Genomic DNA, 13,299 nt, shown 5'->3' with positions numbered 1-13,299 from the left:
GAGAAGACACTAAAAACCGGTATGTATAAATGAAGAAGAGCCTGCTGTAAGAGGCAAGCTCTTCCGGTTCTTACTGAGTCCGTGCCGGAGTGGAGATGTTCGTAAGCGCCTGTCCGGCAGATTCGTTGGACATTTCGTTTACCGCCAGATCCCCGAGCGCCAAAATCCCGACTAAATGGTTGTTATCGACGATCGGCAGACGGCGGATTTGACTTTGAGCCATCAGCTGTGATGCTTCTTCAAGGCTCATGTTCGGATTCCCTGAAACAACATTTGTTGTCATCACGTTTGAAACAGGCGTCTGTCCATCCTGGCCTTCCGCTGTCGTTCTGAGTGTGATATCACGGTCTGTGATCATTCCTTTTAACACGCCTTGATCTACGACCGGGATCGCCCCTATATTATGACGGCTCATCAACTCAGCCGCTTCTTGAACCGTTTGATTGGAAGAAATTGTCGCCACTTGCTTAGACATTGCATTGCTGATTGTCGTCAATAGACTGCACCCCTTTCGATTGTTAGTATGTACAGGTCGCGCACATGCTAAAAAGGAAGTTGGCACCATTTCATTGTGTTTTCCGCTTATTTCTTATATCATCTTTTCATAAAAAGAAGAGCTTTTCCGAAAACGGAACAAGCTCTTTCAATTCAGGCAAAAGCCGATTTTACATCAGCATTTTATTCTCGGTATTCACGATATGAAAGTCGGCGGATGTCAGAGGGAAGTACAAACCGCAGTCATTCAGCTTGCGGCAGTTTTTATCGAACAAATCACGGTCTTTCAGCATCCACCGGCGCTTCGCCTTAGTTAATAAGGCATGGATCAATTGCAGGCTTGTCATAATCTGAAACGCCTCATCGAGCGTTCCTTTGTATTCATCCTCTTTCAATTCAAGCATGCCCTGCTTTTTAAGTTCTTTTATTTTTTGTTTATTCAAGTACAATGGAAATATTTGATACAGCTCTGATACAAGCTCTTCTATATAAATTTCTTGTTCTTCAGTTGCTGCCTTTACAATTCGCAAATTGATCACCCTTCATCCCTTGTTCAAATCTCTTCAATCAGAATATCATACATAAACAATGGGCTGTGAAGGTAAGTGTTTCCTAATGGCTGAACGCTTTTTACAGAAAGGAGCAGTAAAAATGAACCAAAAAAACCACGGCTTAATCTTTAGTGCAGGCAGCCGGCATGACGGCGAACATTTATTTGCATTTCTAAAAAGAGAAGCGAAAGCATCGAAGCCTGTCATTCAATACTGGGTCGCAAACGAGAAAATTAAAGTGAATCATAAACCCGTAGATCATAACGTTCGGCTGGAGAGCGGAGACAGCGTGATGATCGATCTCAGGGAGGAGGAAGAAAGCGGAATCGTCCCTGAATACGGGGAACTTCCCGTTCTGTTTGAAGATGATCATATGCTCATTGTCAATAAGCCGGCGGGAATGGCGACACATCCGAATGAAGCTGGCCAGACCGGTACGCTGAGCAACCTTGTGGCGTTTTATTTTCAAATGAACGGCGAGGAGCGGAAAGTCCGGCACGTCCACCGTCTTGATAAGGATACGAGCGGCGCTGTCGTTTTTGCAAAGCACCGCCTCGCCCACGCCCTTTTAGACGAACAGCTGCAAAGAAAAGAACTGTCGCGTACATATCTAGCTGTAACGGAAGGGAAATTCAGAAAAAGAACAGGAACCATTTCGGCGCCGATCGGCAGAGACAGGTACCACCCCGTCAGAAGAAGGGTGTCCGATTCCGGACAGCCCGCCGTGACCCATTTTGAATCGAAAGAGTATGACAGCCGGCACGATGTTACACTATGCAGGCTGCAGCTGGAGACAGGCCGAACCCACCAAATACGTGTTCACCTTGCAAGCATCGGTCATCCTTTGTCAGGCGACACTTTATACGGCGGTTCAGAGGGGCTTTTTCCGAGGCAGGCTCTTCACGCGATCGAAATCAATGTGACCCATCCGATCACAAAAGAACCCGTCACTGTCACAGCACCACTGCCGGATGACTTGAAAGACGAAATCGGACGACTGTTCGGCACGATTGATTAAACATAAAAAAGGCTGTCCATTAAGGACAGCCTTAAAGCGGTTTTGCATACATAATATAGCGCTCAGGCGCATTTCCGACATAAGAAAACGGATAGCATGTCGTTAACAGCAGTTCTTCTTTTTCGTGCTGCAGCGTGATGATGGATGTATCATCTTGATCAACAATTTTCGTGTGTGTGATTTCATATTCGAAGCTTCCGTATGGAAGCTCGATTTTCAGCTTATCTCCGATTTCAAGCTCTCCTGTTCTGCGAAAAACCGTATCCCTGTGCCCCGAAAGAACAATTTGCCCGTTTTGTTTTGGATAATAGCTGTCTTTATAATGACCGACACCTTTTTTCAAATCATCGGGACTGGTTCCTTCAACGATGGGAAGCTCAGCGTCCAGTCTGGGAATATGGAGGATGCCTGCCGCTTCGCCGTTGTCGGGTTTAAACGATGCGGGCGCTGAGGGATGCTTTGCTGAACGGACGGATTGACTCGATGCAATGGCTTCTTTTGCTGCAGTTAAAGAAATATCGGTCTGTCTGTTCATATCGAATATTTTCCAGCCGCCGTATGCAAAAATGGCAAGCCCCGCCGTCATAAGCAGAAACGATAACATCTTGACTTTCATAGTTTTGCAATACCCCTTTTCCGCATATAAAGAATCGCTCCAAACATAAATGTCAGGAAGCCGTACAAAAGGAAACCGCCGTAAAAGGCCGCCGTATCGGGCAGCTTGTGCTCTTCACGCGAATCTGACAGAAACGCATCATTTGACAGACCGTCCATCTTCTCCTCCGGCGCATCCGCCCCTTCACCGATCGTCACGCCTGCAACAGGAGCAGCTCCGCTCTTTGACGTATCGCCATGAACCGGCTTTTCTCCGCTGTCATTGCCGGGCTTTTCTCCATCGCCCTTATCTCCAGCCGGTTTTTCTTCGTCATTCGGATCAGCGCCTCCGCTTCCGGGTTTTTCTTCATCATCAGGATCAGCTGGCTCTTCTCCCGGACGCGAATCATCTTCTGCTAATTTTTTGATTCGTCCTTCGGCAGCATAAGCGATCGGTTCTTTAAAGCTTTTGACAAATTCTACTGTGGCTTCGATATCCTCCGGCCCTGTGACCGAATTTTTTCCAAGCCGGGAAATCGGCGAATACTTGCTGCCCGAAGCAGATGCCATAAAGTTGTTTACGGTCAGCGTATATGTCCGGTCTAAATCAATTGGCGTTCCGTCCTCAAGAAAGATATCCGCGGTTTTATTTGTTTTCGGGTCCCATGTGTAGGTAAAGCCGCTGATCGAGTAATCCGGACCGTATGATGGGGATATTTGCGCGTCTATAATATCGTATAAATCCCTTCCTTTAATTTCAAGCCTGACGAGTACATTGCCGAAAGGCTGGATATTGAACAAGTCTCCCCATGTAATCGTTCCTTTTTTTAAATCTTGGCGGATCCCGCCCCCGTTCATCAATGCGAAATCTGAATTCATCGCGTGCCGCATGCCGTCAGCAATCAGATTTCCGAGAGGGGTGTCTCCGTCATTTGAATAGCCTCCTGCCATATCGCGCGCTGCTTCACCGACTTTCTCACCGATGATCGGCGCAACCATCTGCTCATATTTATCCAGTATCTGACCGACCGCCGGATCAGGCTTGAGCTTTTCCTGATTCACATATTCGATTTCCGCTTTCTTGTGTACGATGTCTTTCGTTTCCCGGTCGATTTCAAGATCGACGACACCGATTGCCTTCCCGTATTCGTATGCTTGAACGATTAAAATATCATTGACTTGGCCGTTGACCACTTCATGATTGTGGCCGGCAAAGATAACATCGATCTCGGGATCTGCTTTTTTGGCAAGTTCGGCTGATTCACCGGTCACAACTCCGCCGTCCTGGGAAGCTGTCATATGGGCGAGCACCGCTATCGCCCGGACCCCTTTCGCTTTCAATTCTTTTGCAGCCTGGTTGACGGCCTTTGTTTCATCTGTAAATTCAATTGAGCGAATCCCTTCGGGCATGACCATATTGGCAGCCGCCTGTGTCACGACGCCGATAAAAGCGACAGGCACTCCTTCAACTTCAATGATTTCATATGGAGGAAGAAAGCTGTCCCCGCTTGTTTTCAACTTGCAATTGGCGCAGACAAGCGGGAAATTCTGTCCGTCATAACCACTTGTCCCTTTCCCTTCAGGGTGTTCGCCGCCGTTCAACATGCGCAGCAGCTCTTCGGTCCCTTCATCAAACTCGTGGTTCCCGACGGTTCCTACATCAAATCCGATTTCCTCCATGACTTCAACTGTCGGTTCGTCTTGAAGCAGGGAAGAAACCGGCGAGCTTCCTCCGATCATATCGCCTGCATGGACGATCAGCGTATTTTCACGTTCGGATTTTTTTTCTTTGATTAATGCTGCTGCATAATCCATCCTGCCGAATGTTCCATCCGTCCGGCCATCGCCGTTTAGATCGAGCTCATATTGCTGATCGATCTTTCCATGCAGATCATTCATGCTTAACAGACGCAGCGGAATATTGCCGCTTTGCTCTTTTTTCGAATAGGCTGCAGCTTCCGCTTCTTCAGCCGTCGCAAAGAAAATTCGTCTTTCCACCGGAATCTCTCGCCACTTTTCAGGCGCAACATACGTTTTTTCCGCAGAGTCTCCGACGTGCCGCGTCAGCCCTTTGCCTTGCTCCCTGGCACGAAATTCAAACGGCATTTCGAGGAGGGGATCAGCGGGATTCCAAATGCCGATTTTCTCGTCTTTTGCCTTTTTGACGGCGCTTTGAAACAATTGATAGTCTTCATCGCTTCCAATCGGCCAAATGAAATAGGTGACAGCCATCCCCTTTTGGACAAGCTGCAAATTCGTATTGACGCCGTCTTCAGTGATGACTTGGGCAAGCAGGCGGCCGTAGCTGTCTTTTGCTTCTTTGCCCACCTTCACAGTGACTTTGTCTCCCGGAGCCAATATAGACTGCAAATATTCCTTCGCCTTGTTTCCATGCTTCAGCTGGTTTTCATCTAATTCATTTTTCGGCGTATGATAAGTTTCGGCTGTATCTATGTTGACATAGCGGACTTTTGTAGATCCGAGAACCGGCTCTTTTAAGTGGATCGTATCCCCGTCAACAACTCGTTCGACAACACTTTCGTATTCCCCTTCAGCAGCGGGGGGAGGATGCGCGACGCCGTCTAATATCTGAAGGTCGTCCTGCTTTCTCGGCAGAAGCTGCACCGTATCATAACGGCTTAACACGCCGGTAATTTCGTACCATTGTCCTTGTTCTATCGATTCGGCGGCGTTCGTTTGTTCCATCACCCTTAGTGTGAGCGGATGATAGTTTTCATCGATCATCGTGATATTATAGCCGCCGCCTGCCGGCGCATCCGGCTTTGTTTCAATAAAGCCTTTCATCTTCACAAGCCGGCCTTCGTATTCAGCTGCCGTTCCGTGATCGAGCACATCTTTAATGGTCAGCGGAACAGGGTCAGGCAGTGCCGCTCCTTCTCCGGTTACTTCAATGCCTGACGGTACAGGAACAATTTCTGTCAAACCTTTGAATGTCGTGATCTTCCCTGTGACCGAGACAGACATCCCCTCTTTCAGCTCCGGAAAATCGCCTTGTACAGCGGAATAAATATTGATTCCCGCCGTGTCGTCCTGAATAAATGTGGACAGTTTTCCTCCTCCGACAGCTGCTTGATCCGCAGTGACGATTCCTTTGATTTTGACCGTTTCATTTAAAAGCTTGCGCGCCTCGGCTATCGTTTTGATCTCCGGCTGGACTGGCGGCGCATCGCCTCCGGAAAATGTGATGGATTGAACGGATTTCAAACCGGGGGAATTAAAATATGTAGAGCGTTCGCCTTCAATGATGAGTTTTTTTCCGATGAGATGAGGGTTTGTCTTTAAACCGAACTGGTCTCTGAAAGATGCGGGTATCTGCACGGGGAGTATGTTCTCAGGTGATGTTTCCTCTTTTTTATCTGCGATTGCGATGTTATAATCGTTGGCGAAATTTCCGCTGAAACGATAATGGCCGCTCGACACAGTATGCCCGACGACATACCCTTCAACGGCTGCATGCCCTTCGTTGTGCTTAATCGCTTCTTCTACGGTAATCGTTTCTGAAGCGCGCGATACGTCCGCAAACGGCGCTAAAAAAGACGCAATCATCATAAGGGTGATCGTCAAACCAGCTAAAAAACGACACTTTAGAACATTGACCATATATTCGCCTCCCGTTTTTTGCTTCCTGTCAAGTTTATCTGATGATGATAAAGAACATATAATTTTTTTGTAAAATTTTCAAAAAAGAATGAGAACAGGGATGACCGCATTCTCATTCTTTAATCGGAAGCTTCAATTTTACGGTCGTTCCTTTTCCTTCCTCGCTTTCAAAATGAATGCTTCCGCCGTGATTTTCAATAATTTTAAATGTAACCATTAATCCGAGCCCGGTTCCTTTTTCCTTCGTTGTATAAAATGGCTCCCCAAGCTTTTCAAGCACATCTTTTGAGATGCCCTTTCCCTGATCTTCAAAGGTGATGAATACGCTGTCTTTTTCAAAGTAGGAACGTATTGTGATAAAGCCTTCAGCATCCTCCATCGCCTCGATCGCATTTTTTAATATGTTGAGGAAAACCTGTTTCAGTTCATTTGATACAGCAAGAATCTCAGGGAGATCTCCGCTCAGCTGTTTCTCGATCCGCACATTGTTCAGCACGGCCTGCGACTCCAATACCATGCAGACATCTTCAACAATCGAGTTGACCTGAACCGGATCAAATGTAGTCGATTTTGTTTTGGCCAATACGAGAAATTCGTTGATAATCGCTTCAAGCCTGATGAATTCGGACATCATCACTTCCGCATAGTCTTTTTGATATTTCTTAGACTGGATCATCAGCTGGAGGAACCCTTTCAGAGATGTGAGGGGATTCCGTATTTCATGAGCGATCCCGGCAGCGAGCTGCCCGACCGCTGACAGCATTTCCGATTTCATAAGCATTTTTTCAGACCGCTTTTGGTTTGTAATGTCCTCGGATATCAGCATCACCTGATGCACGTTCCCTGCGCTGTCCTCCACAGGAACAAGGGAGGTTTGCTCCCACCTGTCCTGCTGCTCCCCATCCTGGTAATGAAGATCCCCTGACCATGGTTTCTTATCAAGGACGTGCTTCCAGTAGCGATGGAGATCATCACAGTGAAAATGCTTGCGGTAAATGTCAAATACATCCCTGCCGATGATGTCATCTTGTTGTTTTCTGAGCATCCGGCAGAAGCGTTTGTTTGCATAAGTAACCGAACCGTCGACCGAAGTGAGCAATATGTTGGCCGGACTTTGATCAATAGCCTGTGAGCTGATGTGCAGGGCCTCGTTTGTCTTTTTCAGTTCAGTGACATTCGTGAACGTGACAACAATGCCTTCAATCTTTTTCCCCGAAGCATAATAAGGCATCATTTTCACGGCATACCAGCCGCCGTTTGGCATTTCGAACTCTTTTACGACCGTCTTGTTTTCATAAAGCGTCCGCTTTAAGTCATCGGTATACTCCTCATAGTTGAACCTCTCTGTCAGCTTATCGGCAGGCCTTGAAAGGTCCTCCTTTTTCAGGTCGAACATATTGGCGGCTTCTGGCGTAAATAATTTCAATTTCAATTCCTGATCCAAAAAAACGGCGGCGATGTTCGTGCTCGTCAGCAGATTGTTCAGATCATTTTTAAGGGTGTTCAGCTCATTCACTTTCTTTTCAAACGCCCTGTTTAGCGCTGTTAATTTTTTGTTTTCTTCCTGAAGCTTTTGATTTGCGGACACCAAAGCGTCGTTGGACGCTTCGAGCTCTTTTACCGTCCGGTACAGATGTTGGAGATGAAGCTGGCCGTCCTCTCCGCCGGATACCGGCGCGCGGGCAGCCTCTTCTTTTGCTTTTTCGATAAACAGCACATAAAGCTTGTGATACTGGCGGAAGAAACTTTTTAATGTCAAATGAACAAAGGATAGTTCTCCGCTTAAATAAATCGGAACGTTTTTAAACGACACTTTTTTCTCTTTTTTTGCCCGTTGTAAAGCGGCATTGACCTGCACGGATAAGCTCGCGGGAAAAGCTTGATGAATGTTGCCTTTTGAACTTTTCAAATATTGATCGGCACTTTCTGAGGACGCGACAATTTCTCCCCGGTCATTCAGGATCAGACAAGGAAACATATACTGGTCGATCAAGGAAAGATAAATATCATCCAGCCTATGAAAACCACTCAGTTCATTGATTTTTTTATATACTTCTGTTTGCACCTTCGGATACACAGAATCATTACCAAATAAACCTGACATTTTTCCAACCGTCTCACTTGAGCCCAGCATTACAAAACTCCTCCTTTTCTAAGTGCAAAATCAAAAAGGAAAACACCTTTTTTGCATTTTCATGATGATTGGCAGCTGAAATCATTTACGGAGGGAGAATCCTTTACAGATCGCGCAGGGGCAATAAAAAGTTTGCAGGCACCTTCTTTAAATGCCAAAGTTCTTCATGCCGATATCCACCCGGGCATTGCAAATCGATTGTTTTTCAGTCCATATTTAAACAAAAGTGCATGAACACAAGACCGACATCCGTCTTTTATTCTTCTTCCGGCAGCCTTTATTTGAATCCGACCTGTTTCGGCTCATTTGTTTTTTGGATATCAAACATCCATCCACTCACCGAATTCCTTTAACTGCCGGAAGCATGCATGAACATTTCATCATCGCCCGGCAGATATGTGCTCCGTTTACAAAGGTACGAGGGATCTCAAAACCGGCCAGAATTTCCTCTCCTGATCCTCAGTTTTTTTCAGTTTGACGCTAAAATGACCTCATTTCCACTTTCGACCAATGAGATGATATATTGTCTTTGAACACAAGACCCCCATAATATTTTCTCTGAACTAAACTATTCGACGGTTAGAATAAAATCCCTTTAAATCCAGTTTATCGATTATTCCTTTTTTGAATAAACATGACGGCAAAAACGAAATATAATAGTTGAATTACATTTAAGGAGGATACGTTAGAGTGGAACAGCAAAACCAGCCGCAAATGCAAATCAATCAAGGCAATGAAGGAATGCAGCATATGAATCACGGGGGCCACGAAGTGTTTGACATGCATGAAGTGTTGTCCGGTATGATCGGCGTTCTTGAGCAATATATGATGTTCAGAGAGCATGTCAAAGATCCGGAGCTGCTCGATATTTTGGACAGGCAGCACCGGTTTATTTCGTCTCAGTACAACATCACAACAGAATGTTTCAGAACGGGGCAAAAGCCGAGCCAGGAAACGGCAACATATATGATGAAAGAGGATCGTCAATTTGTCTACGGGTTAAAAGATGCCCAGCCGAAACAGCCGAAGCAATCCGTGCAGGCGATTGATGACGCCTGTATCAGCAGCTTTATGCTCGGCTTGATGAAAACCAATTGTTCGGCATTGGCCATGGCGGCTCCCGAAGTGACAAACCCTGTCTGCAGAAGGGTTCTCGCAGACCAGATTCCTCACTATATCGAAATGGCTTATGAAATTTTCCTTTATCAGAACAAACACGGGTACTATCAAGTTCCTCAGCTTGCACCGCAAGACATGCAGAAGATGACTTCAGCATTCGCTCCGGTGCAAGGTCAGCCGCAAATGCCTCCGAACGGGCAGCAGAGACCTATTCATTGATAATGAAAACGGCACGGAAGAGAAACGTTCCGTGCCGTTTTTTTCGCTTCATATTTCCGTTTGAATTCTTTTTCAAAGCCCGGTAAAGACTGACCGACGGCAGCCTTAAATCCGTCTTCAAAACTTCCCCGAGCAGCCGTTTCCTCGATAATGTCGAGGATGATACCCCTTCCTTTTTTCTCCGCGAGCTCTTCGATCAAATAATAACTTTGCAAATAAATATCGGTTTCATATCCAATGCGTGCTTTTTGCCATTGCCTGTCGGTCTTCAGCTTGCTCAACGGAACGGCTGACGGCAAAGTCCGGATTTCTACGGCGTCATGCGCAGAAACCCATTCCGCCACTCCCTCGTGAAACCAAAGCGGATAAGCTGCCGGGTCGGCATTCAGTTCTCTCAGCTTGACGTGAAAAGCATAATGGGTATACTCATGTATCAGCACCCGTTTGTACAGGAAGACGGCGAATCCCTCGCCGCTATTCAGATGCTTTTTCTCCTCGAGCAACAGCCCGATCATCCGCATATCATTTGAGTAAAATCCGGTGATATCCTTTAATTTTGAAAATGACTCCATATCATCGCGGTTTGAAAAAAAGATCAAATCAACGCTGTCTTGAAGAGGACTCGCAAACAGTTCCCGATTCATGTCAGCTGCATCCCGAAGCGTCTCCTTTGTCAGCTCCAGGATCGTCCTATCTTCTTCAGCGTAATAAATGCTGACACTATCATATTTAAGCATTTTCAGCGATTCTTTCAGTTTTTCTTTTTTCCCAGAAAGAACAGCTGCCTCAGGGCTCTCTTGGCTGAACACGACAAAAACGGCCAATAACAAAGCGGATAGAGTGCCCGCCATAATTAAAATAAAGGCTGCTTTCATCTCTCCCGTCACATGTCATCCCTCCATCCGCAATGTGCTTCACTGTACTACACACTATGCGGGAAGGTTCAGGAAGTGGCCTGTATGAAAAGCAGCCAACAAAAAAAGCCGCTCATTGCGGCTTTTCATTATCTTTGATTCGGGAAAATTCTGTTGATCGTTTCACCGAATTCTTCAAACATGCCCTCGATCGGTTCGCCATTTTGGATTCTGTCGCCATAATTTCTCATCCGGTCAACAAAATCAGGATTTGCCGAAACGAATACATTGTTGATGTTATTGTCTGCTTCTTTAACCTTTTTCGAGATTTTCCCTTTCAGCTCATTCGTTACGTCGCCTTTCGGATTGCCTTTCAAAACGACCGCTACATAAGCGTTGCGGTTTGTCGTAATGACGTTTGCACTTCTGACTTCTTTCAGTTCCGTCACTTTGTCTGCGGCTTTATCCGCCACTTCCATATTATTATTATCCCGGTTGGCATCGCGGTTGTCTGTCACATTCATTTGGTCGTTGACGTTTCTGCCGTCATTGACATTCGTGCGGTCGTTATCTCTGTTTGTTACATTTTGAAGCGCATTGTCCTGGTTGCGACGGTTGTTATCCGCCCCCTGGTTTGCCATGCCGCATCCGGCTGTGAACAAAAACGGAAGGAGCAAAGCAACAATCGCGCTTTTTTTCATACTGAACATTAAAATTGCCTCCTTTAATGATTGACGTATAGGTTTTTTCTTTTTCGTGTTATTTATTTGTCTAAAGCATATTTTTTATACGCGACTTTTGTTATGATCTTATTGAATGTAAAAATACCCAAATAAATCCGGAGGTGTATATAAAATGGAAAAAGCAAAAAGCATTTTGCATGTGCTGCGAATTAAAGACTTTGCGGTACATCCCGATGAGACGCAACTTGTTTTTGATACAAATCTCAACGGAACATCAAACCTGTGGGCGATGGATCTTCCCGATGCATACCCGTACCAGCTGTCATTCTTGAATCAGGATGCAAAAGGAATCGCCTACAATCCCGACGGCTCTATTCTCTATGCCGGTTTTGACCATGACGGAAACGAACAAAGCGGACTGTACAAGCTTTCGTCAAAAAACGGGTCGTTCCATTCATTAAACGGAAATCAAACGGACCGCCACTTCGAGCCCATCCCTGTCCAAAACGCCGTTTACTACTCCTCCACAAAGGACAATCCGACATTTTTAAATACATACAGATACGATTGTCTCGCTGAAAAAGAAGAGCTTATTTTTAAAGGAAAAGACGGAACTTCAATACTGGCTGATGTAAGCCCGGGCGAGAAAGCCGTCAGCATCCATGTCTACTATGTCAACAGCCACAATGTCTGCATGATCCATACCGCTGAAGGTGTGACGACAGGAATCGTCCCCGATGAGACGCTGCCTCATATGGTTTATTCTTCCCGCTTTGCATCTGATGATCGGTTATTCGTCACGACAAACTACGAAGCCGAGTTTTCATACCTTGCCTTGTACAACGTTTCATCCGGTATTTTTGCGCCGGTGCTTTCGATTGACAAAACTGATTTAACAGCCATCCACGCTGATCCGAGTGGAACTTTCCTTTATCTGATTGGAAAAAAAGGCGTCAAAGAGGTGATGTATGAGTACAACACAGCAACAGGAGGAAGCCGGCAGGTGGACTGCCCTTGCACATCCATTTCGAAAATACACTGCGCCTCTTCGGGCACGCTGTACATTCTCGGCTCAACGCCGACCAGGCCGGCTAATCTCTATGTATTAACGAAAGGACAGACGAAATGGCGGCAATTAACGAAACATTCGGTTCCAGGTTTCTCCGAACAGGAGCTGTCATATCCGGAGGTTGTGACATATCCTTCTTTTGACGGTCTCGCTATAGAAGGGCTGCTGTTTAAGCCGGACCCGGAAGAAGCGAACGGCTGGACGATTATTTGGCCGCACGGCGGACCGCAAGATGCAGAAACCTTTATGTTCTATGATCTCTTTCAACTCGCTGCGAAAATGGGCTACCAGTTATTCGCCCCTAATTTCAGGGGATCAGCGAATTACGGCTATTCCTTCTTTAAAATGGTTGAACAAGATTGGGGAGACGGACCGCGCCTCGATATGACTGCAGGCATCGACTGGCTTATCGATCAAAAGCTTGCGGACCGCGAAAAACTTTTTTTAATGGGGGGCAGCTACGGAGGGTATATGTCGCTATTGCTTCACGGAAGGCATCCAGAGTATTTCCGCGCCGTCGTCGATATATGCGGAGTCAGCAATCTGTTTTCGTTTGTCGAATCCGTACCGGATTTCTGGCAGCCGATGATGGAAAAATGGGTCGGCAACCCTGAGCGGGATTATGAAAAACTGAAAGCCGATTCTCCTGTTACATACCTGGAGAATATGACTCAGCCGATGCTGATCATCCAAGGCGCAAACGATCCCCGCGTCGTAAAGGAAGAGTCCGATCAGGTCGTCGATCGGTTAAAAGCCATGGGGCGGAATATTGAGTATCTTGTTTTGGAAAATGAAGGGCACGGTTTTTCTAAAACAGAAAATAAAATAAAAGTCTACCATAAAATTTTTGAATTTTTCGAAAGTAACCGCTTATATCTCGCGGCACAGCTTGAAGAATAAAACCGATCAGGACTGGGGATGGTATACGTAAAAAGGAGGTTG

Annotated in this window: 10 protein-coding genes; 3 read left to right on the top strand and 7 right to left on the bottom strand. The window is 46.1% G+C overall.

From position 1 onward, the window contains the following. Window positions 1–70 precede the first annotated feature (70 nt). The gene (locus MHB72_RS05195; RefSeq protein ID WP_373367315.1) at window positions 71–475 is read right to left on the bottom strand and encodes a CBS domain-containing protein; all 405 of its coding nucleotides are present in this window, start codon (window positions 473–475) and stop codon (window positions 71–73) included. A gap of 190 nt (window positions 476–665) precedes the next feature. Beyond that, complete coding sequence (locus tag MHB72_RS05190) at window positions 666–1,034, bottom strand: DUF5365 family protein (RefSeq protein WP_026579999.1); 369 nt, start codon at window positions 1,032–1,034, stop codon at window positions 666–668. 112 nt (window positions 1,035–1,146) lie between these two features. On the opposite strand from MHB72_RS05190, the gene MHB72_RS05185 reads away from it, so the two are divergent. Further along, entirely contained in the window at window positions 1,147–2,064 is a 918-nt protein-coding gene (locus MHB72_RS05185; protein WP_216920905.1) for an RluA family pseudouridine synthase, read from the top strand. 31 nt (window positions 2,065–2,095) lie between these two features. On the opposite strand, the gene MHB72_RS05180 is transcribed toward MHB72_RS05185, so the two are convergent. From MHB72_RS05180 to MHB72_RS05170, 3 genes are all read right to left on the bottom strand, one after another. After that, entirely contained in the window at window positions 2,096–2,680 is a 585-nt protein-coding gene (locus tag MHB72_RS05180) for a class D sortase (RefSeq protein WP_023856493.1), read from the bottom strand. Then, a complete protein-coding gene (locus MHB72_RS05175; protein ID WP_216920898.1) occupies window positions 2,677–6,279 on the bottom strand; it encodes a 5'-nucleotidase C-terminal domain-containing protein in 3,603 nt (1,200 codons plus the stop codon). The genes MHB72_RS05180 and MHB72_RS05175 overlap by 4 nt, the downstream gene beginning before the upstream one ends. A 112-nt stretch (window positions 6,280–6,391) precedes the next feature. After that, window positions 6,392–8,413, bottom strand: coding sequence for an ATP-binding protein (locus MHB72_RS05170; RefSeq protein WP_216920896.1), 2,022 nt, complete (start codon window positions 8,411–8,413; stop codon window positions 6,392–6,394). Window positions 8,414–9,103: 690 nt separating this feature from the next. On the opposite strand from MHB72_RS05170, the gene MHB72_RS05165 reads away from it, so the two are divergent. Further along, the gene (locus MHB72_RS05165) at window positions 9,104–9,751 is read left to right on the top strand and encodes a spore coat protein (protein ID WP_020450692.1); all 648 of its coding nucleotides are present in this window, start codon (window positions 9,104–9,106) and stop codon (window positions 9,749–9,751) included. Here MHB72_RS05165 and MHB72_RS05160 read toward each other — a convergent pair. Next, window positions 9,745–10,638 carry a hypothetical protein gene (locus MHB72_RS05160; protein WP_216920894.1) on the bottom strand — a complete coding sequence of 298 codons (894 nt, stop codon included), beginning with the start codon at window positions 10,636–10,638 and terminating at the stop codon, window positions 9,745–9,747. The genes MHB72_RS05165 and MHB72_RS05160 overlap by 7 nt on opposite strands. Window positions 10,639–10,754: 116 nt before the next feature. Continuing rightward, the gene (locus MHB72_RS05155; RefSeq protein ID WP_023856486.1) at window positions 10,755–11,315 is read right to left on the bottom strand and encodes a YhcN/YlaJ family sporulation lipoprotein; all 561 of its coding nucleotides are present in this window, start codon (window positions 11,313–11,315) and stop codon (window positions 10,755–10,757) included. 145 nt (window positions 11,316–11,460) lie between these two features. On the opposite strand from MHB72_RS05155, the gene MHB72_RS05150 reads away from it, so the two are divergent. After that, window positions 11,461–13,257, top strand: coding sequence for a S9 family peptidase (locus MHB72_RS05150; RefSeq protein ID WP_216920892.1), 1,797 nt, complete (start codon window positions 11,461–11,463; stop codon window positions 13,255–13,257). Window positions 13,258–13,299: the final 42 nt, after the last annotated feature.

Source organism: Bacillus sp. FSL K6-1284 (assembly GCF_038002625.1).
GTDB lineage: Bacteria > Bacillota > Bacilli > Bacillales > Bacillaceae > Bacillus > Bacillus paralicheniformis.
The sequence above is the reverse complement of the archived record's forward strand: the minus strand, read 5'-3'. Positions and strand labels throughout refer to the sequence as shown.